The organism is Laceyella tengchongensis (assembly GCF_900182735.1).
In the GTDB taxonomy this organism is placed as follows: domain Bacteria; phylum Bacillota; class Bacilli; order Thermoactinomycetales; family Thermoactinomycetaceae; genus Laceyella; species Laceyella tengchongensis.
Genome location: NZ_FXTU01000002.1, coordinates 612,125 through 636,608, shown reverse-complemented (window position 1 = coordinate 636,608; position 24,484 = coordinate 612,125). Strand labels below are relative to the sequence as shown.

The following is a 24,484-nucleotide window of genomic DNA, read 5'->3' as shown; positions in this document are numbered from 1 at the left end:
CCTTATACGTCATCTCTGTCCGTAGCCTTTTCCATTCCGTAGATGTCGGAGAAGGGGATGGTGGTGGTTTCCCGCCCATTGGCCAGTCGAATCCAGCGCTCATGCGGATTGATCTTCTGCACAAAGCCGCACCATTCACAGGGGCGGCGCCGGTTCACATAACGGACGAGCAGAGGGAAGTCGCCATCCACCGCCTCCATCAGCAGGCGATTCATCTCGACGAGCTGGTCTTCATCCAACTGGGGGGGAATGAACGCTTCCTCGTCCTGTTTGCGCTGCAAGAGCGCCGCACGGTGTTCTGGGAGAAACATGCGGCTGCCTTCCCACAGCATGTTGTGGCGATTCAAAAATTCACTCATCGGTGATGCCCTCCTATTTTTTGTGACCGTTCAAGAGCCTGCCCGGCGCGGGTGAGCGAAGCGGCCCGCAAAATGGCAGTGGGGCCGAAGCGTTGGTTGATTTCATCCATGACATGGCCCAAACGGTGCTGTTGATCATTGTTCTCAAACAAGCTGAGTTGCATGGGTCGATCGGCGGACAGCTGGCTCAAGCTTACACCGATGGAGCGGATCGGTTGGCCGTCCCAAAAGCGGGTGAACAATTCCCGAGCATGGCTAAATACAGTCATCGTGTGATTGGTCGCTTCCGGCATGGTGCGTTGCCGATGGAAGCCGCTGGGGAAGTTGAAATCGGCTCCGCGGCAACCGACGCTGACAGTCCACCCCACTTGCCGTTGCCGACGCGCGCGCCGGCACACTTCCTCGCACAACTCCAATAAAACGACGCCGATTTCTTCCGTGGTGTGATAGTCACGGGGCAAGGTCATCTGGTGCCCGATCGCTTTTTGTTTCTGAAACGTGTCGGGATGAACGGGTGATAGGTCAATGCCGTTGGCTGTCATCCACAGAACATACCCGTTCACCCCCCACCGTTTTCGCAGGCGAGCCAGTGGGCAACGGGCGAGGTCGCCAATCGTGGCGATTCCCATGCGGCGCAAGTGGCGTCCCATCCGTTTGCCGACACCAAACATTTTTTCAACGGGCAACGGCCAGAGATGGGTTTCCAACTTGTCTTTGGTCAGCTCAAATAGGCCGCTTTCGTTCTTTTTGGCGAAGTGGTCGCAAGCCATTTTGCTGAGCACTTTGTTGGGGCCGACGCCAATCCGGGCATATAGACCGAGTTGGATGGCGATCTCTTGTTGGATTTTGCGGGCCGTTTCCATCGGGGAGCCGAATAACGTTTGGCAACCGCTGATGGAAATGAATTGCTCGTCAATCGAATATGGTTCAACCCGATCGCTAAATTGGCCCAAAATCTCCGTGATCCGCAGGGAGGTTTGCAGGTAAAGGGACATTCGCGGCCGAACCACGATCAAGTGGGGGCAACGCTCTTCCGCTTCCCGCAAGGTGATAGCGTTTTGGATGCCATAGGATTTGGCGAGCGGGCAAGCGGCGAGGATGACGCCACTTCGCCGCTCTGGGTCACCCGAGACGACCAAAGGGCGATGTTGCAACTCGGGTCGCAAGGCTTTTTCGATGCTGGCGTAGAAAGATTGCATGTCAATGAGAAGCACCGTTGATTCCATATGGGTCACTCCATTATGCGAACGTATGCTTTCGTTTGTTTTTATTATATGCAAATATATGTTCGGGTAATATCGTAAAATGTTTCCAATCAGATCGGACAGGGGAGAGGACTGGCATGAACGGGAAAACGATCTATTATCACGGGCGGATCACTACGTTGGACCCGTCCCAGCCGTTGGCGGAAGCGGCGGTTGTGGAGCGGGGGCGGATTGTGGCGGTGGGGGAGACGAAACAGCTTTTGCTCGATCATGGCCGAGCGCAAGTGAACAAGGTAGACTTGCAAGGGGGCTATGTTTATCCAGGATTCGTCGATAGCCATCTCCACTTGTCAGGGGTCGGGCAACGGTTGCGATGGCTGGATCTGGGCACGTGTCGGAGCAAAGCGGAGTTATTGCAGGCGATCAAACGGCGGGTGGTAACCAGCAAAGAGGGTGAATGGATTCTGGGCATGGGGTTGGATGGAAACCGTTTGCAGGGCGGCGCGCCGACACTGGAGGAGTTGGATGAAGCCAGCCCCCACCATCCCGTGCTTTTGGCCCGGGTCTGTTTGCATGCCCATCTTGTCAATTCGGCCGCTTACCGGGCGGCGGGGATCACAGAGGCAACGGCGCCATCGGAAGGCGGTGTGTTTGGGCGGGATGGAAACGGACGGCTGAACGGATGGGTGTATGAACAAGCTTCCCAGCCTTTCTATGCTGCGCAACCCGCCCCGTCTTACCACGAAAAGAAAGAGACGATTCGCCAAGCGATGAAACAGGCGTTGGCTTGTGGATTGACTGGCGGACACAGTGAAGATTTGCGGTATATCGGAAATGTTGGGGAGTTGGTGCGGATTTATCGCGAGTTGGTGGATGAGGGAGTGAAGTTTCGAACGCATCATCTGTTGTATCACCCTTATCTGGCTGAACTCGATGAGCTGGAGCCAACGGAGCTGGCGCCAAATCCGTGGGTACGCTTGGGGGCGGTAAAAATTTTTGCCGACGGTTCGATTGGCGGAAGGACAGCGTTGATGTCGGCGCCTTATGCTGATGATCCGAGCCAAATTGGGGTGGCGATCCACGAGCAGGCGGAATTGCTGGACTTGGCGCGCCGTGCTGCCGCCTATGGGCGCCCCATCGCGGTTCATGCGATTGGTGATGAAGCGGCGCGCCGGGTGATTGAGACCATGGAGCAAGTCCCCGCTCCGGCAGGAGAGCTACGGCATCGCCTCATTCATGGTCAATTTTTGCGGGCGGATCTGATTGCGCGCCTGCATCGACTGGATGTGGTGGTGGACATTCAACCGCGTTTTGTAGCGAGCGACTTCCCATGGGTGTTAGAGCGGGTGAGAGAACAACGGATTGCTTATGCCTATGCATGGAAAACGTTGCTCGAAACGGGAATTCCCTGCGCGGCGGGAAGTGATGCTCCAATCGAGCCCCTACATCCGCTCTTGGGAATGCACGCGGCGGTAACCCGGCGGCGCCTAGAAGATCCAGATACGCACCCTGGATATCTGCCTGAGCAGAAATTGCAACCGCTTGCAGCTTTGCGCTTGTTTACGCAGGGAAGCGCTTACGCTGAAGGCATGGAAAAGGAGAGGGGCGTGATCGCTGTTGGGCGCTGGGCCGATCTCACCGTGTACGACCGCGATCTTTTGCAGTGCCCAGCGGAGGAATGGATAGAAGCGAAGACGGTATGCACAGTGGTGAACGGACAGATAGCATACGATGGGAGATAACCCGAACCCGTCGACTCCGCTTCCAAACATTTGATGTTCTTTTTTGACAGGGGTCCACATATTTTTACCTCAGGGGGGATGGTATGGCCATCATCAACGCGCGGGAAAAAGATGTCAAGTTGTTGGCCCGGTTGATGCGGGCGGAAGCAGAGGGAGACGGGAGACTCGGTATGTTGAATGTGGGCAATGTGGGCGTGAACCGGGTGTTGGCCGATTGTCTCGATTTTGAGGGGCTGCGCTCGGTTCAGGATATGGTGTTTCAATCTCCGGGCGGGTTTGAAGCAGTGCAAAAGCCTTATTTCTACCAAGCGGCGCGCCAACTGGACATCCGGCTGGCCCGACAAGTCATTCGCGGCCAACGGTTCATCCCGGGCCGGTACGCTTTGTGGTTTTTCGAGCCACCAGGAGCATGCCCGGCCCGATGGTTCAACCAAGTTAACGCCGGGCGTTATAAAAGCCATTGCTTTTATATACCGAGCCAAAGGGATTGCCCCAAAGTATTCAGTTTTTAGGAGGCGGTGGAGATGTACTGGTCTTATCCATATGTTATGGGCATGGATGCCAATGTGTCGCAGCGGCGGCAGGAACGGCGGTTTTCAGAAGATTTGATGCAAGCCAATGTGGGAAGACGAATCACGGTGTTTTTGACTTATGATGGTAGCCAACAGTGGCGGGATGTGACATTCTCAGGGGTGTTGCGCCAAGTGGGTCGGGATTATTTCATGATCCGGGAACAGAATTCTGGCCGGGACATGATGTTTTTAAACATCAATTTGGATTATGTGGTGTTTGAGGATCAACCAGCGCGATTGGCGGATGCATAGGGGATTGCGTGACAGAAATGGAGAGATAGAAACCGGGCAGAAGGGCGCCTGGTTTTTTTGCTGTGGATGAAAGGACTCCAAAAAAGCGGAGTCCTTTACTCTTTGAAGAGATAAGCCAAGGCGTCCAAGGCTTGTTCAGGGGTTTCGACGACCAGTTGCGCGCGTTGGGCGAGTTCTTTGAGTGGATGGTGCAGACTTTCTGGCCGAATGAGAATCAATGGCTTATTTAAAGCCAAAGCCATGGATGCATCCATTGCCGTGTTCCATTGTCGGTATTTTTCACCGAATAGCGCGATCACGATATCTGCTTTTTGCATCCAAACCCGTGTGCGCAGGTTATTCACTTCTGAAGCGACATGGTCGCGATACACAGCGTTTGGTTGCGTTCCTTTGATGCGTTCGCCGATCTCATCGGAGAGATCATGGTTTTCTTGCGGCCCTTTGAAGCGGATGGGGAGGTTGCGGGCTTGCGCGCCTTGACGCAATTGCTCCCGCCAATCATCGTGAATCTGCCCAGCCAAATATACGATCAATTCCATAGCAAACGCCTCCTTGATCCCCACGGGGGAATGTGTTTTACATGGCGGCTCCATGTGGGTGGGCCACAAACTAAAGTGTATCAAATGAGCGTTCTGCGATAAATGGGTTTGCCGCGAATCGGAACAAGTGAAAAGGAAGGGTTGGCAAAGCATATGATGACAGAAAGCTTCCTACAGCGGAAGATGAATGGATCGCATCGGCAAGGCGGTTCGGTCGAACTTTAATAAATCCGATCATCTAACTTGGGTTATGATGTAAGAATTGAATAAAAAATGATTGACTGCATTAGTTATCTATTTTATTCTTAAAGCAGTGTACTTAATTCCGAGTTAGTGTATATGGAATACCTGTTTTACATGAGCAGACGCTGGAGGAAAGCGTGGGTTGCCTGTTAACACGGGGGAAATTGGGCAAAGGGAGTGACTGCCATGACGGTAGAATGGAAGTGGGCTGAACAAGCAGACAAACTAAACTCAGTAGAGCAATTGAAATTGAGACAGGATGGGCTCGACATCATTGACGAGATTAGAGAAGTTTACGCCAAACAGGGATTTGCCTCCATTCCGGAGGAGAAATTCTCCTTGTTCAAATGGGCGGGCGTATATCAACAGCGCCCAAAATCCGACGGTTACTTCATGATGCGGGTTCGCATTCCCACAGGCATATTAAACAGCCGCCAAGCGAGAGTCATCGCGGAGCTCTCTGAACGGTTCGGCCGTGGCTTGATTGATGTGACCACCCGGCAGGCCATTCAATACCATTGGTTGCGGGTGGAAAACCTGCCGGAGATGTTCGACCGTTTAGGCGAAGTCGGCCTCCATTCATATGAAGCGTGCGGAGATTGCCCGCGGACCATTATCGGCAATCCGCTGGCGGGCATCGATCCCAATGAATTGATTGATACTCGGCCGATTGTGGCTGAGTTGGAGAAGACTTTTTTGCTGAACAAAGAGTTTTCCAACCTGCCGCGCAAGTATAAAATTTCGGTTTCGGCAAGCATTTATAATCCTGCCCATGCGCAGATCAACGATCTTGCGTTTACTCCCGCAGTCAAAGAACTAGACGGGGAAGAAGTGGTCGGATTCCATGTTTGGGTGGGCGGCGGCTTGTCCAACCGTCCGCATTTGGCGCAACAATTGGATATGTTTGTCCGACCAGAGCAAGTGGTGGATGTAGCCGTGGGCGTGACCAAAGTGTTCCGCGATTATGGGTACCGACAAAAACGACACCGCTCCCGCCTGAAATTCTTGGTCGCCGACTGGGGTCCGGAGAAGTTTTTGGAGGTGTTGTCCGGCGAGATCGGCACCTATCCGACGCGCGGGGAAGATCGGATAGTTGGCTGGAATGCGGGATATTTCACCGGAGTGCATCCGCAAAAACAAGCGGGCCTCTCCTATGTGGGATTGAGTATTCCGGTCGGCCGGACTTCGGCGGAAGAATTCGCAGCGTTGGCTGATTTGGCTGATCGTTACGGCTCGGGCACATTGCGCACAGTCAACACGCAGAACATCATCATCTCCGATGTGCCTGATGAGAAGGTGGCCGCCATGCTCGAGGAGCCGCTCTTGAAGCGGTTGAGCCCGTCGCCAAAACCGTTTGAAGGCCATGCCGTGTCCTGCACCGGCAATGAGTTTTGCAACTTGGCGCTCACAGAGACGAAAGAGTTGATGCGAGAAGTGGCGCGGTATCTGGATGAGCATGTGAAGTTGGACACCCCGATCCGGATTCACGTCAATGGATGCCCCAACTCCTGCGGGCAACAGCAAATCGCCGACATCGGCTTGATGGGCGGCAAAAGCAAAACAGCCCAAGGGATGGTCGAATCTTATCAAATCTCCGTCGGAGGCCATCTGTTCGGGGCAGGGAAGTTCAACACTCCGCTCAAAGGGCGCGTGGCCAAAGAGCATGTGGCTCCGGTGTTGAAAGAGCTTGTTCTGTTCTATAAAGAACAAAGACAGGCCGGAGAACGGTTTACACAGTTTATTGAGCGGGTTGGCATAGAGGCGTGCCAAGCGGAGCTGGATCGCATTTGTGAACGGGTGGTGCCGTCAGTATGAGCCAGGAATTGTACTTATACCGGTTGAAGGCTGAACTTAAAGATGGCGACACCCATGCGGTGGTGGTGTTGTCGACCGGCGACGAGCAAGCTTTCACCCATGCGGAAAAGGAATTGGAGCGTTATCTAATAGCAACTCCAGATGTGAGGGAATGGACACTGGAAGAGAAAAAGAGAGTTCGCCCAGGTTCTGGTTATGTCTTGCCGTCCAACGGCTGAAAATGGGTCGGATATGTGATCAAACCGTGCAACCAGACATATATGGAATGGGTGAGGAGGAATGAAAATGGAAAAACAGCTGTTGCAACATGCGGTGTTGGATGAAACGCGGTTGAAGAGCCTGCAGGAAGAGTTGCGGACGAAACATCCGGAAGAAATCATCCGTTTCGGCGTGGAAGAGATTGGAGTCAAAGCGATCACACTGGCTTGTAGCTTCGGTTATGAGGATGTGGCGCTGGTGGATATGGCGCTGAAGGTGAATCCTGAACTAGATATTTTTTATTTGGACACCGATTTGCACTTTGCGGAGACGTATCAGGTGCGCGACCGCTTGAGCGAGCGTTACCAGAAAGAATTTATTCGCGTTGCGCCGGCACTGACGTTGGAAGAACAACAGGAGCGCTATGGAGATGAGCTTTGGAAACGCGATCCCGACTTGTGCTGCAAATTGCGCAAGGTGGAGCCGCTTAGAAAATTCCTGACCGGCTATCAAGGGTGGATCACCGGCATCCGCCGCGAACAGTCGCCCACTCGAGCGCATGCGGAAGTGATTGAATGGGATCAAGCCTTTGGCATGGTCAAATTGAATCCTTTGGCCTTTTGGAAGGAAAAACAGGTGTGGAACTATATCTTCGCCCATGATATTCCGTACAACCCATTACACGACCAACAGTATCCAAGCATCGGTTGCCAGCCATGTACCCGGCAAGTGAAACCGGGTGAAGATCCGCGCGCGGGCAGATGGGCCGGGTCTGCAAAAACGGAATGCGGGTTGCACGTCCCGCAAAGCGAGTAATGTTGACGGTCTCCTTCACTGGATTCATCGTCGGTTTGCTCGTGGGCTTGACGGGAATGGGTGGCGGGCTTCTGATGACACCACTTCTCATCTTGCTGTATGGCTTTTCACCGACGATGGCAGTGGGGACGGACTTGATATATGCAACAGTGACCAAAGCGGTGGGGAGCTTTCAGCATTTCCGCCAGAAGACAGTTGATTGGAGCATTGTTCGGCGCCTGGCCAAAGGAAGCGTTCCCGGCGGTTTGTTGGGTGTGCTGACGATCCAAGCGTTGAAGCGGTTTGCCAATTTAGATATTGAGCAGGTGTTGGGCCAGTTCCTAGGGTTGACGTTTATCTTTGTATCACTGTTCATGTTGATCAAAATGACGGGCAAAACGGAACGCCCAAGTGAGTGGATCAACAAGGTTCCGCTGGGATGGGTAGGCTTCTTGGGTGGTTTATTGGTGGGCCTGACATCGGTTGGCAGCGGGACGCTGTTTATGGCGATCTTGCTTTCCAGCACGTCACTCGCGGCAGCGAAATTGGTGGGGACCGATGTGGTTCATGCCTTTTTTCTCACCTTGAGCGCGGGTGCGATGCATGCTTCATTCGGTCATGTGAACGTGGAGTTTGTAGCTTGGCTGCTTTTGGGTTCGGTTCCCGGGATTTTGCTCGGGGGGAGATTGACTCTCCGCGTTCCCGACCGGGCCCTACGCATTGGCATTATCGTTGTGTTGTTTGTTACAGGAATCAAGATGGTGTGAAGGGAGACGAAAGCATGGCAGAATTGATCGCCCCTCACGGAGGACGATTGGTGCAACGTGTTGCAACAGGAGCAGAAAAAGAGAAATGGTTAGAAAGGGCGGCGGCGTTTCCCTCCATATCGGTCGGCGCAGTGACGTTGTCTGACTTGCATTGCTTAGCAACGGGCGTGTTTTCCCCGCTGACGGGATTTCTCAATGAGCGGGATTATCAGTCCGTTCGGGACGAGATGCGGCTTGCTGATGGCACGGTATGGAGCATTCCTATTACCTTGCCTATTCCTGAAGAGAAAGTGGCAGAAGTCAAGCGAGCAGAGTATGTGTCCCTTGAGACGGAAACAGGAGCGCTTGTGGCTGTGGTACGCGTGGAAAGTGTGTACCGAGTGGATTCGGAGCTGGAAGCGAGCAAAGTGTATCAGACCGTGGATCGCAACCATCCAGGGGTTGCCCGGTTAACCGCGCAGTCAAACGTGTACCTAGGCGGGGAAATCACGCTCTTGGAGAGATTGGATCAAGGCATTTTTGCGAAGTATGCGTATGACCCCGCCGATACGAGAAAAATGTTCGAAGAGCGGGGCTGGCGGAAGGTTGTCGGCTTTCAGACGCGCAACCCCGTGCACCGGGCGCATGAATACATTCAAAAAGCGGCGTTGGAAACGGTGGATGGCCTCTTTTTGCATCCGCTGGTAGGACAGACGAAGTCGGATGACATCCCTGCCGATGTGAGACTAAAAAGTTATGAAGTGATTTTGGAACACTACTACCCGCGCGACCGGGTGATGTTGGGGGTATTTCCAGCAGCCATGCGTTACGCCGGGCCGCGTGAGGCCATCTTCCATGCGATGGCTCGCAAAAACTACGGTTGTACCCACTTCATCGTCGGCCGCGACCATGCGGGGGTAGGCGATTATTACGGCACGTATGATGCGCAAAAAATCTTTAGCCGGTTTACCCCCGACGAATTGGGAATCACACCCCTGTTTTTTGAACACAGCTTTTATTGCAAGAAGTGCGCAGGGATGGCTTCATACAAAACATGCCCGCACGGTAAAGAAGACCATGTGATCCTGTCGGGAACAAAAGTAAGACAGATGTTGCGCGAGGGAACGATGCCGCCGCCGGAGTTTTCCCGTCCAGAAGTGGTTCGGGTGTTGATTGACGGCATGAAAAACGCTTGAACAAGCAAATCCGAACAACGAAATCAATTGGAAGACAAACGCAAACCACCCGGCATATGCCGAGGTGGTTTGTCGCATTTGCGGTCACGGCAAGAAACGCCGGATGTCGGCCAACACATCTTCAATGGGGATCGCAAACCCCAAGCTCTGTGAGGGAAAAATAATCAGGGTGTTGATGCCGATCACTTCGCCCAAGATGTTGACCAATGGCCCACCGCTATTGCCGGGATTGATAGCGGCATCGGTCTGAATGACGTTGTCATAGTGCAAGTCATTAATGTGGAGGGGACGATTTTTGCCGCTGATCACCCCGACGGTGACGCTTTGTTCCAGGCCCATCGGATTGCCCATGGCTAGCACCCATTCTCCCACTTGGGTCGCTTCGGAAGATCCCAAAGTAAGCGACTTTAAGGGCCGCGGTGGTTGAATTTTCAATACAGCAATGTCCTTGTCCGGGTGGGACCAAACCACAGTGGCGGGCAAGGTACGCTTGACTCCGTCCACTTTGACCCGGATTTCCGACGTGCGTTCGATCACATGCTGATTGGTCAAGACATAACCGGACGGATGGATGATGAAACCCGAACCGAATTGGCGCGACCGGTTGACCGGCTTGGCGAGTTCGGGAAACAGCATGCCCAAGACCGCGCTTTGCAGGGAGAGGCCTCTTTGCTCCTCCATGGTTTCGATCGCTACGACACCGCTTTTGATACGGCGGGCGACGGATACAAAGAGATTGGCGGGGTGATGGGCAGCAAGTCGAAATTTGTGCGTGTACGCACGCGGATTGTCATGGTTCAAAGAAGGTCACTCCTCAGCACTTGTTGACCTGGATGGGATATCTTATGTTCCGCGCCTGCGCGCTGACAAGGCGCCTGCCCGGAAACCAGCGAATCAATTGGCGTGGGGATGGCACACGGAGAGGGAAAGTGAGGTTTATTTGTAAACAGAGAATGGCTAATTAGTTGACAATATAAACGGAACGCTATAATCTAAAAATGATTTTATAGTCAATTATTAAGGAGACTGCAAGATGGACAAAAATAGGCAGACCGTGCGTGACATGACATGGATTGCATTGTTCACGGCATTGTTGGCAGTGAGCGGACAATTTCAGATTCCGATAGGACCGGTTCCCATCACCTTGCAACCATTGGTAGTCATGTTGGCAGGCTCTCTCTTAGGCGCCAAGCGGGGCGCTATCAGCATGGCGGTGTTCATCGGCCTCGCCGCGGCCGGGGCGCCAGTCATGGCGGGAGGAACAGGCGGGCTGGCTAAGTTGGTCGGGCCGACCGGAGGTTATGTCTTCAGTTGGCTGTTGGCCGTTTGCGTGATTGGTTGGATGGTTCAGAAGATGGGGCGGCATGGGCAGATCGCCTTATGGCAGCTCATCTTGGCCCACTTGATCGGAGGCGTCGCAGTGGTACATGCGATCGGATTCGCTTGGGTGGTCACTTACTTGAACCTTCCCCTCACCATGGGCACGTTGAGCGCAAGCCTGTTGATTTTCCTGCCTGGCGACATCGCCAAAGCCGTTGTCGGTGCCATTGCGGCGCAAGCGATGTATCGCGCGGTTCCCGCGTTGCGTCCCGTGTCGAAGAGATAATCCCATAACTAAAAGCCCCCCCGTTCCGTCATCAGGCATGGGGGGCTTTTTATTATGGCAACAGCGTTAAGTTGGTCACGTGGCTCAAAAAATGGATAAAACGGCTGTTGAGGGGAATGATCAAGTCCGCGGTATCTTGGGTGAACGCGCCTTGGCGGTTGACCAGATGAAGGCGGGCGACGGATAGCTTGTAAAAATCGCGGTGCCGATTGGGCTCAAGCCAGCCGACCACCGAGTGGGTTCCGCGCTGGTTGGTTGGCAGGGGATAGGGGACAAGGCCCAAAATGTCATCTAAAAAAATATGGTAGGATAAATGGGGACGTTGAAAAATCAACTCTTTGGTTGTCAAGGTGGCTCCCCAATTGTTGTGACGTTGCGACAAAATCAATTGACCGGCTAATCGTTTGATGGGAATGAATGATGATCGGTACATGGGGACACACCTTTCATGATTGAGTTGCAACTATTGTATCATAAGGGAGGGAATCTGATGCGGACGTTCGCGGATGTGTGCAAGCTATTGAAGCAATTCGGAACCGTCATTTACACCGGGGATCATCTCGGCGATTGTGAGTTAATCTTAGATGAATTGCGGGAAATGAAATCATATGGGATGATCGACGCGGACACGTACCGGATGGCCGTGATGATAGTAAAAAGTAGCCAACAGCGCCAAGCTTGACTAGGGTGTGCCTGGCAAATCAAGTTGGTGGGGAAGAAGTAGCGGAAAAACCTTTTCTCGAGGAGCGCCGAAGTACAAGTGAAGCGAATGAGAAAATGGTTTTGGAGCTGCTGGCCTATTCATCAGACACGCCCTAGTGGGAAAATTTACTCTAGTATGCTGGATACAACGCCGTCAGGCGTGAGCGGTTTGTTGACAGGAGGCGATCAAGTGGAGTGGCAACGAGTGGTGCGTGAGGCGCGCGCGGCCGCCGAAGAATTGGCGGTTGCGGCTGGGAAACTGGCGAAGGAAGCTTTTCTGCTCGACAAGGAGATCGAAGCCAAAGGGGAATACGGTGACATCGTGACGGAGATTGACCGCCAAGCGGAAGAATGGATCGTGTCTGGCATTAAGAAGCGGTTTCCAAGTCACCGCATCTTGGGCGAGGAGTTTGGCTGGCAAGGTGGGGACGATCCCGACTGGTCCTGGATGATCGATCCGCTGGACGGTACCAACAACTATGCGATCGGCTTGCCGGTGTATGCGGTGTGCATCACCTGTTTTTATCGCGATGAGCCCGTGTTGGGAGTCATTTATGATTCGCATTTGGAACGGTTGTATGTTGCCGTAAAAGGGGAAGGGGCAACAGTCAACGGCAAACAGCTAACCATCGCACCCCAAGCGTTCAAGCGCCCTACTGTCGCCTGGGTGCAGGGACATCATGTACAGGGGGATGAACGCTCTTTGGCTTTGCGCCAAGTATTGGAACAACGGTGTAAGCGGGTGTTGCGTCTCTGGGCGCCTGGGATCGCTTGGAGTTTGTTAGCACAAGGGCAGATTGACGCCATGGTGGTGTACCGTTCCGGTGGGGTCGATATGTATGCGGGAATGCTGCTAGCCCGTGAAGCGGGAGCCGTCACCGTCGATTATGAGGGCAAAGCGTTTGACGGCATCGATCCCGACGCTTCCCTGATCGCCTGTCATCCCGAGCGGTTGACAGAGATCATCAAGCTGGTGCGAACATAAAAGGGGGGGCATCGTGGTGCGTCAGATGAATCACAAACGACTGCATGAAGAGGTTCAGAGACAAGCAAAGCGGCATGTGGACAATTTGACCAAGCCGTTGGGTAGCTTGGGTGCGTTGGAACAAATCTATGTTAGGCTAGCCGGCATCACTGGACAATTGCATCCTGATATCGGTCAAAAAGCGATTGTCATCATGTGCGGGGATCATGGCATCGCGGAAGAAGGGGTGAGTGCCTATCCGCAGGCCGTGACTGGATTGATGATACATAATTTCGCCAAAGGGAAAGCCGCGGTCAATGTGCTAGCTCGCCAGCATGGAGCAGAAGTGAGAGTGATTGATGTCGGGAGTTTGTTGGATGAAGTGCCAATTCCTGTAGTGGACAGACGGGTGCGCAAGGGCACTGCTAATTTCACGGTTGCTCCGGCGATGAGCCTGAATGAAGCGGAGCAAGCCATTCAGGCCGGGCTGGACGTAGTTCGCCAATTGAAGGCAGAAGGAACGCGCCTGCTGGCTGTTGGTGAGATGGGCATCGGCAATACGACTTCGGGGGCAGCTTTGACCGCGGCGCTCACCGGGTTGGAGGTGGAGCGCCTGACTGGCCGCGGCACGGGGGTTTCCGACGAAAGCTTGTCTAAAAAGCAACAGGCGATCAAACAGGCGCTTGCCACTCATCGCCCCGACCCTAGTCGTCCGCTCGAAGTGTTGGCCCAACTGGGTGGCTTGGAAATTGCGGGCATGGTAGGGTGCTATTTGGGGGCGGCGCAAGAGGGACTGCCAGCGGTGATGGATGGTTTGATTTCCACCGCCGCCGCCCTCGTTGCCGTAAGATTAGAACCGATGGTCAAAGACGTGTTGTTTGCTTCCCATTTGTCGGTGGAACCCGCTCATGCCGTGCTGTTGCAAGAGTTGGGTTTGGAGCCACTCATTGCGGCCGGAATGCGGTTGGGAGAAGCAAGCGGTGCAACGCTCAGCTTACCGCTGTTTGATTCAGCTGTGGGATTGGCCAGGGAAATGGCTACCTTCGCTGATCTGGGTTTGCCAGAACCAAACCCGTCACTTGGTGAAATAGAGCAAGGCGAAGAACAGGGTGCCAATCAACCATAGCCACCATAACTCCACGCATTGTATCAGCAACAGCTTGGAGGCGGGAAGTGTGATGGCGGGATTTTGCCGATAGATCACGACCCAGTATCCGTCATTTACCGCATGGATGTCATGTCGCCATTCATCCTCGTGTTTAGAGGTGAGCCACGCATCCATGCTTTCTTCCATGCCCCGATGAAAGAAGCGGGCGCGGGTGAGCAGGCGGTGGGCAGGATCGTGGATCAAATGGGCGAAATAACCCGTTTCCAACTCGGTGAGGGTGGCAATGGCATAGCCGCGGTTGAAATGTTCGTTTAACCAATCTTCTTTTTCACGAATTTCTTCTTTGGTGAAGAAACGTGAACGAAAATGCACATTGTCAGCCATAGGCATTCTCCTGACGATGAAAAGGTGTCTTTGTTGATCTTATTCGAAGACAAGCGTCATTTTAAAGAGGTTTTATAAAAAAGCGCATTCTTTCCATGGTGAGAGTGCGCTTTTTTACAAATGGGGCTGAGCGTGCCTGTCTGGCGTGTTATGATGAAATGGCAGACTTTGAAAAGGTCACCGCAAGGTTAAAAAGGGGTTAACGAAGGGAAAAGAGAAGGGAAGGACAGAGATGATGATCGAACGTTTTGGGCACGGCGGGGATCTGGCCACAGCCCAAGCGATGTTCTCAATCGAAGAAAATGCATGGCTCGATTTCAGTTCAAACATATATCCTTACGGCCCTCCGTCCAGTGTGTTGGATGTTTTAAATCAGGCGCTCAGAGAGCCTGGGGTCCCTGTGTTAAGTCGTTATCCCGATCCGGACGCTCGCGTGCTACGGCGGATGATTGCCCAGTTTCACGAAATGGATGCCGAGGGGGTGATCGTGGGTAATGGAGCGGCTGAACTCATCGATTTGTTGGTGCAGGCCTTGTCGCCACAGAAGGTCGGCGTGATTCAGCCCGCTTTTGCCGAATATGCGGACAGTGCCACAAAGCGGGGAATACCCGTGCATTCCATTCATACTTGCTGGGAAGAAGGTTTTCTGCCGGAGCCGTCTGCGGTGGAGGCATTGATGAAGGAAGTGGATGCGCTCTTTGTAGGGACGCCGAACAATCCCACTGGCCATCTGCTCCCCGCCGGACTAATGGAGCAGATGGCGGCAGGGGCGAAGCGGTGGCAGACTTGGTTGATTGTGGATGAGGCGTTTCTCGATTTCGTGGCCGATGGTGAAGAACGTTCAGCGGTGCGGTTGATTTCTGCCCATCCACAGGTGATTGTGTTGCGCTCTTTGACGAAATTCTTCGCTTTGCCCGGCCTGCGGTTGGGATATGCGGTGGCCGTCCCTGAAGTCGCCGCGCGGTTGCGCTTGATGCGGACGCCATGGAATGTGAATGGCTTGGCGCAGATTGCGGGAGAAGAGGTGATGTGCCCGGAAGTGTATCGTGCGCACGCGTTGGCGGTGCGTAACTGGCTTGAGCCAGAGCGCGCGCGGATGGTTGGAGAATTGGCTCAGTTTTCGGAAATGGCGTTTTTCCCAAGCGAAGCCAACTATCTGTTGGGAAGGGTCAACGGCGGCAAGATTGACGCGCGGCAACTTCAACACGCCTGCGCCAGCCAAGGTGTCCTGATCCGGAGTTGTGCCAATTATCCAGCATTGGGGGATGATTATTTCCGTATTGCCATCAAAAGACCGGAAGAGAATGACCGGCTGCTCGCTGTTTTGCGGTCATGCATGGATTGAGGAGGAAACGATGGGAATTCGATTGGTAACGGGCGGCGTGCGTTCTGGCAAAAGCCGTTTCGCCGAATCGTTGTGTGTGAAAGAGGGGAAACCGGTCGTCTATTTGGCAACAAGCCAAGTGGTGGACGATGAGATGAAGGCACGTGTGATAGCCCATCAGCGGCAACGGCCCAAAGAGTGGGAAGTGAAGGAGGAAGCGTTTGATTTGGTGGGAGTGATCACAGAGATCCCCACGGGTAGCGTACTGTTGGTTGACAGCCTTACGGCTTGGGTCAGCAATCTGTTAATGAGCGAACCTCTCGCGGAAGGGGAAGACCCTTCGCGTTGGCGCTCCCGGAGGCTGGCGCAGGTAGAATCGCATGTGCATGCCTGGCTTGACCGTCTGGCGGCGCGAGATGCGGTGATCGTGACCGATGAGGTAGGTTTAGGCGGTGTGTCGATGCATCCGATTGGCCGGTGTTTCCAAGATGCGCTTGGCTGGGTGAATCAGGAAGTGGCACTACGGGCGGATGAAGTGTGGTTTGTCGTATCTGGTGTGCCGTGGAGAGTGAAAGGATGAGCGGTTTTGCACATGCAGTTGCGTTTTTGACCCGATTGCCCATGCCGCGGCGATGGCTGTTGGGAGATCATCGGACCAGTCCGATGTGGTATCCCGTGGTGGGGGCGCTATTGGGTTTGTTGTTGGTCTGTTTCGATTGGCTAGTGGCCCGATGGTTCCCGCAGATGGTGCGTGCGGTACTAGATGTGGGATGTTTGGTTTATCTCACTGGCGGATTACATTTGGATGGCCTGATGGATACCGCCGATGGGTTTGGGGCCAATCGTGATCCCGAGCGCACACGCCAAATCATGAAAGATCCGCGTGTCGGAGCGATGGGAGTGTTAGCCGGCGTTCTCGCTCTGTTGTTGAAAACGGCCACATTGTATTATCTCTTACAGTACCATGTCTGGAACGGAGCTTTTGCTTGGGCTAGTTCGGTAATGCTCGCGCGCTTTGCGGCCGTTGTGGCAATCTTCGTGTTTCCTTATGCCCAAGCGCAAGGATTGGGAAGCGGCTTGAAAGAATCCTTAACTTTGCGGCGCATGAATGCGGCCAGTTTTTTCACCATTCTCCCCCTGATCTGGTGGTGGGAGTGGGAAGGCGTCGTCTTGTTGGGCATTGTGTGTGTTTTGACCTGGTACCTCGGCAAAACGGCGGTTCGCCGGTTGGGAGGTTGCACGGGCGACATATACGGGGCTTTGATTGAAGGGGCTGAAATCGCCGCATTGCTCTTTTTTACGTTGGGGGTGAAACTGGCATGAAATGGGTTTGGATTCGGCACGGGGAAACGAAAGCTAATCGCGACAAAAGGTACTGCGGACAACTGGATGAACCGTTGACGGAGGTTGGAAAGAAGCAAGCGTTGCAGCTGTCCAGCCAATTGGCGGATTTGAAGCTGGATGCCATCTATGCCAGCGATCTGCAGCGATGCGCCGAAACAGCGCAAGCCATCAAAGAGGCTCACCCGTCTCTTTCCATCCGTTTCACGCCGGCATTGCGCGAGTGCTCATTTGGCGCTTGGGAAGGGCGAACCTATGAAGAACTGATGGGTACTAATCCCGAACATGTAGGCAAATGGCTGGAAAACCCTTTTTTTCATGCTCCTCCAGACGGTGAAACCCTGCGAGACCTAGACCAGCGCTTGATGGCATGGGTTCGGCAGGCGATCAAGCGGCATCGTGGAGAGACAGTTTGCGTTGTGACACATGGTGGGCCGATGCGATGGTTTTGGGCGCGGATGATTCGCCGCGATTGGGAGTCTTTTTGGGAGCCGGAGTTGCAGACGGGTCAAGGCTGGCTGGTAGAACGTATTGGAACGGAGTGGCAAGTCGTGAGGAAGTTTGGGGAAGAACGGGAGGAGTGAGTGGGATGTTACCACAGGAAAGCCGGCTGACAGTGCAATGGGACGCGGAAATGATTCAGCTGGTCGCAGCAAAACCCCTCACTTGCCTGAGTAGTGCGGTGGTTGGCGGAGGTGTGCAACATGCAGTGCGCATTATCAATCGCCATGTAGATAAGCAATATGACGCGCTTGACCCCACGAAGGAGATCAACGAATGGTTGGCCGCGCGGGGCATACCGCGAGAAGGAACAGTCGTATTGCTGACCGCGGCTGATTTGACGTTGGGCAGCGAACAAACAGTGGAGGCACCGACATTTGGATTGAGGACATGGGTGACGGCTGGGATCGGGAATGCAGCACGAGCCGGGCAGAAGGGGCCCACGTTTAGGGAGCCCTCTTTTGGTATGCCTGGTACAATCAATATCTTGTTGTTGATTGAGGGGGCCGTCGCTCCAGCCGCGCTGGTGGGCGGGGTGATCACGGCCACAGAAGCGAAAGCAGCGGCTTTAGCTGATTTGGGAGTGACAGATTCCAAAGGGCTGGTGGCGACAGGGACGACGACCGACGCAGTGGTTATCGCCGCCACGGGGAACATCCAGGATGGGGTCATTCATCCGTATGCCGGCACCCTGAGTCCGCTTGGGCAAGCGATTGCGCGGACGGTGTATGCGGGAGTAACAGAAGCGGTGGAAAACGAACGGCGCAGAAAGCGGTGAGGAAGATGGATTGGGGTTTAATCATATTGTTCGCCTGCCTGCTAGATGTGATGTGCGGAGATCCGCGATGGCTACCCCACCCAGTAGTGGGGATGGGAAAAGTGATTTCCTGGATGGACCGGGGGATTGGCCGGTGGCTGGAGAAGAGAGGGTGGTCTAATGAGACGCATCGTGTCCCCATTCGTTGGCTGGGGCTCAGTTTCCCTATCGTGGTCGTGGGTGGAGTCTGGGCGGTTAGCGCGGGATTGGTGCATCTGGCCTATGGTTGGCAACCGCTGGCTGGAGGGATGCTGGAAGCGATGATGATTTGGCTGGCGATTGCGCCCCGAGGATTGGCTGAAGCAGGGTTGAACATATACCGCGCGCTTAACAAGCAGGAACTGGAGGAAGCGAGGCGCCAGCTGGCGATGGTCGTCGGCAGGCAAACGGAAGGGTTGGATGAAGGAGAGGTGGTGCGCGGGGGGGTGGAAACCGTCGCCGAAAATCTGGTCGACGCCGTCGTGGCGCCGCTGTTTTTTGCGGCTATCGGGGGGGCGCCTCTGGCGATGGCGTATCGGGCGGTGAATACGCTGGATGCGATGGTGGGTTACCGCTCTGAGCGTTATCTTCATCTGGGGACAGCTTCGGCCCGCCTGGATGACTTGTGCAACTTTATCCCCGCCCGCCTGACAATTGGGGTCTTGCTATTGGTGTTTTGGATCATGCGCTTAGATGTCAGACAGGCTTGGCGCACTTACCGCCGCGATGCCCATCTTCATCCCAGCCCCAACAGCGGAATACCCGAGTCATTAGTTGCGGGAGCACTCCATATCCAATTGGGTGGGGTAAATGTTTACCATGGGCGCCTGTCAGAACGGGCGCGGCTGGGAGACCCGATCGAACCGCGCCAGGCCAAGCATCTGTTGCAAACAGTGCGCGTGATGTGGTGGGCGACCGGGGTGTGGGTAGCCATCCTGATCGGGGTCAGTGCATTGGTTTAGCTCTTTATTGACTTCGTTAGTTGGAGGACGTAGCCAGCCAGCGCCGGACAACCCAGCACCATCCCAGCCGCCATAGCGAGAAAGCGGCCAACATGAAGAGGGCGGTGATGCATAGAAACAGCCAGTCGAAAGGACGATTCAGATGCCAAGCCCTGAGCGCGGTTCCCAAGCAAGTGCTGATCAGAACCGCGCCGCACAACTGGAGCCAACCCGACAGTAGCGGTTGGCGATGCGGAGCGCGATAAAGCCCCATAGAGAATGCGACCATGAACCAGGCGATGAGGAAGGGAGCGGCCGTAGCCAATACCGACGGCACATCCAACGGCATCTGGTGAGTGACGCGCCCTTGCCATGAAAAATAGATAAACAAGAAGCTATCTCCAAGCAGAAGAGATGCCAATAACTTATAACATTGGCGCATGTTCTTCACTCCAATCGGGAAAATACTGTCTATAGAATAATAGAAATCTTTGATTCGGTACAGGGGCACACTCAATCACAGGAGGATCCGGAATGGATGACAAGCTTGACACAAGCTTAAAGGAAATAATCGTTCATGCGAATGACCGAAATGAATTAGTGGATGTGGAATACATCCCGTCTCCCTTTCGCTTGATCGGCGTTGGTACGGATGCGGTGGTCGTCCAGCATCCCGACTACCCTGACCTAGTATTCAAATGTTACGCGCCAGATCGGCTCGTCAAAAAAGAACAGGAAAAACAAGTGTATGAACGCTTGGGAAACTCGCCGTACTTCGCTCGCTTACGTGGGAGTGGAACCAATTACTTGGCGTTGAGTTATGAACCGGGTCCCACGCTGTACCAATGTTTGGAGCGGGGAATCACCATTCCAGAGCAGGTGATCGAGCAAGTGGAAGAAGCGCGCCGATTTGCAAGGAGCAAGGGGCTCAATCCGAGGGACATTCATTTGAAAAACGTGATTCTGCAAGGAAATAAGGCCAAGGTGATTGATGTCTCTGAATACTTGAACCCCGGCGATGACAAAAGATGGGATCATCTTGTTGAGGGATATAATGCATTTTACAGTTTGATCAAGGGAAAAAAACTGCCCGTTTGGTTGATTGAAATGGTGAAACACATTTATATGCAACAACAGGGCGGCCCTTTTCATTTGCAAGAATTCGGCAAAAAAATCATGCAACGGTTCGGTCTAGGACTAACCAATCACGATCGGAATGAAGGAGGATAATCACATGTTTCAAAATCCATCGGATCAGGAAAGAAAAGAATTGCTGGCAACTGCCAAGAACATCGCCGTCGTCGGTTGTTCCAACAATCCGGAGCGAACCAGTTATCTGATTGCGGAAGCATTGCAAAAAGCTGGCTATCGTATTTTTCCGGTGAACCCAAACCTGACAGAACCGGTGCTTGGGGAACGTCCCTACGCTTCCTTGGATGAGATTGCTGAACCGATTGACATTGTGGATGTGTTCCGGCGAAGTGAGGCGGTTTTGCCTGTGGTAGAAGAGGCAGTAAAGGTGAAACCGCGTGCAATCTGGATGCAGTCAGGCGTGGTGAATGAGGAAGCGGCCCGCTTGGCGCAAGAATATGGCATCATGGTGGTCATGGATCGTTGCATCAAAGTGGATCACGCGATCTTGCTCGGCGGAAAATAGTGTGGATGGTAGGAGGGCTGAAAGCGGATAAACATCACATCAAGAGGTGAGGCGGATGCAAGCGGTAACCTTGTCCCGCTTAGTGTTGGACCGGATGCCCGAAATACATGAGCTGTTGACGGAAACAGAAAAAGAAGCACAAATCCTCATCTATGGTGAAGTGTCGGCATTAAAAGAAGAAGAGATTTATTACATTGTCGCTGAAACGATTGCAAAAAAGCGCATGTGCCAATATTACCACTAGGGCATGTCTGGTGAATGGCTAATAGAGCTAAAACATCAGAGAAAATAAGGACGATTTGCAATAAAATGATCTGGCCTCTCACGAGGCCTCCCTTTTCCTAAACGGGAACACAAACGGAGTCGATATAAAAGGAATGAAAAATCACATTACTGGTTGGTAGTCCAGTAACATTAGGGTGCGAACCCCTAATGAAGTATCCTTGCCCCCTCGGGCTCGTCCATCATTCCTTTATTATTCAGATTTTTTTAGAGGGGGAACCTGAAATGAAGTTAACCGTTTATCATGACGGTCAATTTTGGGTTGGAATTATTGAAGAAACCATTGATAACAAACTACGCGCAGGCCAAGTCATATTTGGATCAGAGCCAAAAGATACTGAAATTCTCGATTTTGTCAACAAGAAATTGCTCGCTCATATTGAAAAACGCAAATTCCAAGTAGATATAGAAAAGAAAGAGAAAAAAGTCAACCCTAAACGCCTCGCTCGCCAAGTGGCCAAAGAGATGCAACAAAAAGGGGTCTCTACCTATGCCCATGAGGCATTGCAATTGGAACTGCAAGAGCGCAAAAAAGAACGAAAAATACTGAGTAAAGAGGAGAAAGAAGCATTGGCCAAGAAAAAAAGGGAGATAAAAATTGCCAAAAGAAAGGCAAAACATAAGGGGCGATAGGTTTTTAATCTATCGTCCTTTATGTATGTCCCCCAGTACAAACGCTGCTACCCAAAACAACAAATGAGTTTCTTTATATCTTCCAGTAGAAACGGAATCCAAATATCATTCTCTTAAATTTATTCGTATCAATACGAGCTGACATGTTTTAAAGCATGTCGGAGTATGTAACAGAAGACCAGGGATTTCTCATCCTGGCCTTTGCTATTTATCATTCGCTTTTTCTAGTTTATCCAAGCGCCGGGCGTGTTTGAAGACCGTTTTTTGGAGCTGCATGATCATACTAGCACAATCAATCTATATCCTGACGCTCGGAAATCGTATGGGGAATACCCCGCGTTTGAGGAGAAGACGCCGATCGAACAGATAGCTGGAGCCCCCCATGTGTTGCGAAAGCGCCCCATCAGATAAGCTGTGTTTCCTCCCCGCACGCCTTGAAGGTGCGGGGAGTGTTGGTTGTGGCTGATTAAGGCCGTTCTTCTTCAAAGGAGCGAATCAATTCTTTCGCCTGTTCAGGTAAAGGCTGGCTTTTGCCAGTCGTGGGATTGACATAGACCACTGTGCCGCGTCCGATGGCGGCGATGATTTCTTCCTCTGCCAAAAATAAAGCGTATTCAATATCCAAGCTGCTTGTTCCAATGCGACTGACGCGGACACCTAGGCGCACGTCTTTGCCGAAATGTATTTCTCGCAGATATTGGCATTCTAGATTGGCCGTGACAATATATCCGCCCGGCTCTGTCGGGGACTGCAATAAATAACGGGTCAGACCCAATTTTTCCAGATAAGCGATCCTGCCATGCTCGAAATAGCTGAAGTAACTCACATTATTGATATGCCCCAACATGTCAGTGTCGGAGAAGCGGACCTGGATAGGAGTGATAAAGCGGAATTGTGTGCTCCATTGGGCCAAATCGGTGGGTGGCCAAGTTGTGTTCATATGCCATTCCTCCAGTGGGATTTAAACTAGGTGTGTCTGGCAAGTCGCGTTGACGCATATCATAAGGATCAGACACGCCTTGGTTTCGGTAAATTCTTGTTTCATAATATGAATTCCTTCTAATGTCCTAGTCTTTTTCTCTCTTCTTATTTTTAAAATATCTAAATTGATTGCAGAAATGAAATGGGCCATATGATATACTAAAAGTGGAAATTTAACATGGGCGTAGTTTGTCGCAACAGGGGGTTGTTTCATCATGCCAGCCGAGCAAACCAAAGAGCTGTGCATTCTGGTGAAGGAACATTTGAAAGAGGCCAAGACACAACTGAACGAGTTTTTGGATTATACCGCCGTGCCGCAGCTGACGAGTGAGTTCACACCAGCAACCAAAGAGCAGGAAGCGTACGTTCGGGAGTTTTTGCACGATTTGCGCTATCTGAGCGTCGCCTGCGAACGGGGCTATGAACAGGTGAGCCGGGTGTTGCGCCGTGCTGATTTTCATCAGGAGCTTGCGGAAAAAGCGTTGCGTAACATCGCCCATACTTGTGTTCATTTCTTCTATCATCCCCAAAACGAAGTGTATTGGGAAAACAGCCGATATAGTTACACCCGGGGTGACAGCATTATTTTTCGGCAGACGCCGCCGACCATGTTGCGCCGCGTTACGCTCTCGTTGTCGGGATTGTTCACCACATTGCGGGATGAGCTGGACTGTTACGAGACGGACGATGTGACCCGCATGCGTCTGTGATCGCGATCAGGTAGCTGCGCTTAGGATGTTATATTAGATAAAGGGGGAGAGAAACGTGGCCGGACCCATTATCGAGTTGGATTTCGCAAGGGAGGCACAAGGGAAGCGGTATATATCGGGGAGCTACCGCCGCAATCGGGCAAAACTGGAACGCATGATCAAAGAGGAGCCTCAAGCGGAGTATTTTTTGATGTTGGCTGTGCTGGAGGTTAGAAAGCAATATTGGAGCCGGGCGCACCAGGCTGTGGAAAGCGCGCTCGCCCTTGCACCGGATCACAAAGAAGCGCATCTGCTGTATGCGCAAATATTGGAAGCCCAACAGGAGTTGACGGAAGCGGGCCGGTCTTATCAAGCGATTTTGCACCGGTTTCCCCACTTCAGCAGAGGGTACCGGGAGTATGCCCGTTATTTGATGACCCACACCGATTGTATCACCATGGCACAAAACTTGTTGTTGCGGGGGTTGGAGTTGGAGCCTACCGACGCGCTGAGCCATATCTTGATTGCGGAGATTTGTTTGTTGCGCGGCAAAACGGGACAGGCGCTGTTGCATTTTGAATTGGCGCAACAATATTATATGGAGCACCCCCGCTACCATCTAGGGAAAGCCCGTTTGTTCATGGAGATGGAGCGCTATGAGGAAGCGGCCAAACATCTCAAAATGGCGATGCGTCTCGATCCGAAGAACAAAGTGTTGCGAAATCAATTCGCGCAGGTGCTGAAAGCGACAAACACGCCGAAAATCTTTATGTTTTGGAAGCGTTGGGTGATTTGAAAAGAAGGGCAAAATTGAAAAAGTTCGAAAACAACCCTCGACACCATATCGACAAAATTCGCGGAGCGTGATAAAATGGTTCCTGTAAGTAAGGTTGACCTTCTTGCTTACGCTACC

At 52.8% G+C, this 24,484-nt stretch carries 32 protein-coding genes; 24 read left to right on the top strand and 8 right to left on the bottom strand.

The annotated features are described in order from the left end of the window. Positions 1 to 2: 2 nt before the first annotated feature. Complete coding sequence (locus tag QQZ12_RS06800) at positions 3 to 359, bottom strand: YolD-like family protein (RefSeq protein ID WP_102993198.1); 357 nt, start codon at positions 357 to 359, stop codon at positions 3 to 5. Beyond that, entirely contained in the window at positions 356 to 1,585 is a 1,230-nt protein-coding gene (locus QQZ12_RS06795) for a DNA polymerase IV (RefSeq protein WP_102993197.1), read from the bottom strand. The genes QQZ12_RS06800 and QQZ12_RS06795 overlap by 4 nt, the downstream gene beginning before the upstream one ends. Positions 1,586 to 1,701: 116 nt before the next feature. On the opposite strand from QQZ12_RS06795, the gene QQZ12_RS06790 reads away from it, so the two are divergent. The 3 genes from QQZ12_RS06790 to QQZ12_RS06780 all read left to right on the top strand — a co-directional run bounded on the left by QQZ12_RS06790 (position 1,702) and on the right by QQZ12_RS06780 (position 4,130). Then, complete coding sequence (locus tag QQZ12_RS06790; RefSeq protein ID WP_284724138.1) at positions 1,702 to 3,306, top strand: amidohydrolase; 1,605 nt, start codon at positions 1,702 to 1,704, stop codon at positions 3,304 to 3,306. 83 nt (positions 3,307 to 3,389) lie between these two features. Beyond that, positions 3,390 to 3,818, top strand: a complete 429-nt coding sequence (locus tag QQZ12_RS06785) for a cell wall hydrolase (RefSeq protein ID WP_102993195.1) — start codon at positions 3,390 to 3,392, stop codon at positions 3,816 to 3,818. A 12-nt stretch (positions 3,819 to 3,830) separates the two neighbouring features. Next, positions 3,831 to 4,130 carry a spore coat protein GerQ gene (locus QQZ12_RS06780; protein WP_022736918.1) on the top strand — a complete coding sequence of 100 codons (300 nt, stop codon included), beginning with the start codon at positions 3,831 to 3,833 and terminating at the stop codon, positions 4,128 to 4,130. Between the two features lie 95 nt (positions 4,131 to 4,225). Here the strand turns inward: QQZ12_RS06780 and QQZ12_RS06775 are convergent, their stop codons facing one another. Further along, positions 4,226 to 4,669 carry a YtoQ family protein gene (locus tag QQZ12_RS06775; protein ID WP_102993194.1) on the bottom strand — a complete coding sequence of 148 codons (444 nt, stop codon included), beginning with the start codon at positions 4,667 to 4,669 and terminating at the stop codon, positions 4,226 to 4,228. A 429-nt stretch (positions 4,670 to 5,098) separates the two neighbouring features. Here QQZ12_RS06775 and QQZ12_RS06770 point away from each other — a divergent pair, with 429 nt between their 5' ends. From QQZ12_RS06770 to sat, 5 genes are all read left to right on the top strand, one after another. Further along, positions 5,099 to 6,727: a nitrite/sulfite reductase gene (locus tag QQZ12_RS06770; RefSeq protein WP_102993193.1), complete on the top strand. Its 1,629-nt coding sequence runs from the start codon at positions 5,099 to 5,101 to the stop codon at positions 6,725 to 6,727. Next, positions 6,724 to 6,945: a DUF3906 family protein gene (locus tag QQZ12_RS06765; protein WP_102993192.1), complete on the top strand. Its 222-nt coding sequence runs from the start codon at positions 6,724 to 6,726 to the stop codon at positions 6,943 to 6,945. The genes QQZ12_RS06770 and QQZ12_RS06765 overlap by 4 nt, the downstream gene beginning before the upstream one ends. A gap of 67 nt (positions 6,946 to 7,012) precedes the next feature. Further along, on the top strand, positions 7,013 to 7,741 hold the full coding sequence (locus tag QQZ12_RS06760; RefSeq protein ID WP_102993191.1) for a phosphoadenylyl-sulfate reductase: 729 nt from the start codon (positions 7,013 to 7,015) through the stop codon (positions 7,739 to 7,741). Beyond that, entirely contained in the window at positions 7,687 to 8,487 is an 801-nt protein-coding gene (locus QQZ12_RS06755; RefSeq protein ID WP_102993190.1) for a sulfite exporter TauE/SafE family protein, read from the top strand. The genes QQZ12_RS06760 and QQZ12_RS06755 overlap by 55 nt, the downstream gene beginning before the upstream one ends. Before the next feature lie 14 nt (positions 8,488 to 8,501). Then, on the top strand, positions 8,502 to 9,662 hold the full coding sequence (gene sat / locus QQZ12_RS06750) for a sulfate adenylyltransferase (RefSeq protein WP_102993189.1): 1,161 nt from the start codon (positions 8,502 to 8,504) through the stop codon (positions 9,660 to 9,662). Positions 9,663 to 9,746: 84 nt separating this feature from the next. Here the strand turns inward: sat and QQZ12_RS06745 are convergent, their stop codons facing one another. Then, positions 9,747 to 10,463 (bottom strand): S1C family serine protease, encoded by a 717-nt coding sequence (locus QQZ12_RS06745; RefSeq protein ID WP_284724137.1) that lies wholly within the window; start codon positions 10,461 to 10,463, stop codon positions 9,747 to 9,749. A gap of 232 nt (positions 10,464 to 10,695) precedes the next feature. Between QQZ12_RS06745 and QQZ12_RS06740 the strand changes: the two genes are divergently transcribed. After that, positions 10,696 to 11,268, top strand: a complete 573-nt coding sequence (locus QQZ12_RS06740) for a biotin transporter BioY (protein WP_284724136.1) — start codon at positions 10,696 to 10,698, stop codon at positions 11,266 to 11,268. Between the two features lie 52 nt (positions 11,269 to 11,320). Here the strand turns inward: QQZ12_RS06740 and QQZ12_RS06735 are convergent, their stop codons facing one another. Continuing rightward, a complete protein-coding gene (locus QQZ12_RS06735) occupies positions 11,321 to 11,701 on the bottom strand; it encodes a hypothetical protein (RefSeq protein WP_102993187.1) in 381 nt (126 codons plus the stop codon). Positions 11,702 to 11,758: 57 nt separating this feature from the next. Between QQZ12_RS06735 and QQZ12_RS06730 the strand changes: the two genes are divergently transcribed. The 3 genes from QQZ12_RS06730 (at position 11,759) to cobT (ending at position 14,060) form a co-directional block, all read left to right on the top strand. Beyond that, positions 11,759 to 11,950, top strand: a complete 192-nt coding sequence (locus tag QQZ12_RS06730) for a YqgQ family protein (protein ID WP_102993896.1) — start codon at positions 11,759 to 11,761, stop codon at positions 11,948 to 11,950. Between the two features lie 210 nt (positions 11,951 to 12,160). Then, positions 12,161 to 12,955, top strand: coding sequence for an inositol monophosphatase family protein (locus QQZ12_RS06725; protein WP_223247968.1), 795 nt, complete (start codon positions 12,161 to 12,163; stop codon positions 12,953 to 12,955). Between the two features lie 25 nt (positions 12,956 to 12,980). Continuing rightward, positions 12,981 to 14,060, top strand: coding sequence for a nicotinate-nucleotide--dimethylbenzimidazole phosphoribosyltransferase (gene cobT / locus QQZ12_RS06720; RefSeq protein WP_102993895.1), 1,080 nt, complete (start codon positions 12,981 to 12,983; stop codon positions 14,058 to 14,060). Here the strand turns inward: cobT and QQZ12_RS06715 are convergent. Next, positions 14,010 to 14,426 (bottom strand): hypothetical protein, encoded by a 417-nt coding sequence (locus QQZ12_RS06715; protein ID WP_102993185.1) that lies wholly within the window; start codon positions 14,424 to 14,426, stop codon positions 14,010 to 14,012. The genes cobT and QQZ12_RS06715 overlap by 51 nt on opposite strands. Positions 14,427 to 14,658: 232 nt before the next feature. Here QQZ12_RS06715 and cobD point away from each other — a divergent pair, with 232 nt between their 5' ends. Genes cobD through cbiB form a run of 6 tightly spaced genes read left to right on the top strand, consistent with a single transcriptional unit; the run spans position 14,659 to position 19,350 of the window. Continuing rightward, on the top strand, positions 14,659 to 15,771 hold the full coding sequence (gene cobD / locus QQZ12_RS06710) for a threonine-phosphate decarboxylase CobD (RefSeq protein WP_284724135.1): 1,113 nt from the start codon (positions 14,659 to 14,661) through the stop codon (positions 15,769 to 15,771). A gap of 10 nt (positions 15,772 to 15,781) precedes the next feature. Further along, on the top strand, positions 15,782 to 16,330 hold the full coding sequence (gene cobU, locus QQZ12_RS06705) for a bifunctional adenosylcobinamide kinase/adenosylcobinamide-phosphate guanylyltransferase (protein ID WP_181352786.1): 549 nt from the start codon (positions 15,782 to 15,784) through the stop codon (positions 16,328 to 16,330). Beyond that, entirely contained in the window at positions 16,327 to 17,073 is a 747-nt protein-coding gene (gene cobS, locus QQZ12_RS06700; RefSeq protein WP_102993182.1) for an adenosylcobinamide-GDP ribazoletransferase, read from the top strand. The genes cobU and cobS overlap by 4 nt, the downstream gene beginning before the upstream one ends. Beyond that, positions 17,070 to 17,675 carry a histidine phosphatase family protein gene (locus QQZ12_RS06695; protein WP_102993181.1) on the top strand — a complete coding sequence of 202 codons (606 nt, stop codon included), beginning with the start codon at positions 17,070 to 17,072 and terminating at the stop codon, positions 17,673 to 17,675. Before cobS ends, QQZ12_RS06695 begins: the two co-directional genes overlap by 4 nt. Before the next feature lie 5 nt (positions 17,676 to 17,680). Further along, positions 17,681 to 18,370, top strand: coding sequence for an adenosylcobinamide amidohydrolase (locus QQZ12_RS06690; RefSeq protein WP_102993180.1), 690 nt, complete (start codon positions 17,681 to 17,683; stop codon positions 18,368 to 18,370). A gap of 5 nt (positions 18,371 to 18,375) precedes the next feature. Beyond that, positions 18,376 to 19,350 (top strand): adenosylcobinamide-phosphate synthase CbiB, encoded by a 975-nt coding sequence (gene cbiB / locus QQZ12_RS06685; protein ID WP_102993179.1) that lies wholly within the window; start codon positions 18,376 to 18,378, stop codon positions 19,348 to 19,350. Between the two features lie 16 nt (positions 19,351 to 19,366). Here cbiB and QQZ12_RS06680 read toward each other — a convergent pair whose 3' ends face one another. Then, a complete protein-coding gene (locus QQZ12_RS06680) occupies positions 19,367 to 19,771 on the bottom strand; it encodes a DUF3054 domain-containing protein (protein WP_102993178.1) in 405 nt (134 codons plus the stop codon). 92 nt (positions 19,772 to 19,863) lie between these two features. Here QQZ12_RS06680 and QQZ12_RS06675 point away from each other — a divergent pair, with 92 nt between their 5' ends. From QQZ12_RS06675 to QQZ12_RS06660, 4 genes are all read left to right on the top strand, one after another. Then, a complete protein-coding gene (locus tag QQZ12_RS06675; protein WP_102993177.1) occupies positions 19,864 to 20,559 on the top strand; it encodes a serine/threonine protein kinase in 696 nt (231 codons plus the stop codon). A 4-nt stretch (positions 20,560 to 20,563) separates the two neighbouring features. Continuing rightward, positions 20,564 to 20,986: a CoA-binding protein gene (locus QQZ12_RS06670; RefSeq protein WP_102993176.1), complete on the top strand. Its 423-nt coding sequence runs from the start codon at positions 20,564 to 20,566 to the stop codon at positions 20,984 to 20,986. 55 nt (positions 20,987 to 21,041) lie between these two features. Beyond that, positions 21,042 to 21,230 carry a hypothetical protein gene (locus tag QQZ12_RS06665; protein WP_102993175.1) on the top strand — a complete coding sequence of 63 codons (189 nt, stop codon included), beginning with the start codon at positions 21,042 to 21,044 and terminating at the stop codon, positions 21,228 to 21,230. A 263-nt stretch (positions 21,231 to 21,493) separates the two neighbouring features. Continuing rightward, positions 21,494 to 21,901, top strand: a complete 408-nt coding sequence (locus QQZ12_RS06660) for a YjdF family protein (protein ID WP_102993174.1) — start codon at positions 21,494 to 21,496, stop codon at positions 21,899 to 21,901. A gap of 466 nt (positions 21,902 to 22,367) precedes the next feature. Here the strand turns inward: QQZ12_RS06660 and QQZ12_RS06655 are convergent, their stop codons facing one another. Then, positions 22,368 to 22,841, bottom strand: a complete 474-nt coding sequence (locus tag QQZ12_RS06655; RefSeq protein WP_102993173.1) for an acyl-CoA thioesterase — start codon at positions 22,839 to 22,841, stop codon at positions 22,368 to 22,370. Positions 22,842 to 23,097: 256 nt separating this feature from the next. Between QQZ12_RS06655 and QQZ12_RS06650 the strand changes: the two genes are divergently transcribed. Both QQZ12_RS06650 and QQZ12_RS06645 read left to right on the top strand, forming a co-directional pair. Continuing rightward, positions 23,098 to 23,592: a DUF3907 family protein gene (locus tag QQZ12_RS06650; RefSeq protein ID WP_102993172.1), complete on the top strand. Its 495-nt coding sequence runs from the start codon at positions 23,098 to 23,100 to the stop codon at positions 23,590 to 23,592. Positions 23,593 to 23,647: 55 nt separating this feature from the next. Next, complete coding sequence (locus QQZ12_RS06645; protein WP_102993171.1) at positions 23,648 to 24,367, top strand: tetratricopeptide repeat protein; 720 nt, start codon at positions 23,648 to 23,650, stop codon at positions 24,365 to 24,367. Positions 24,368 to 24,484 lie beyond the last annotated feature (117 nt).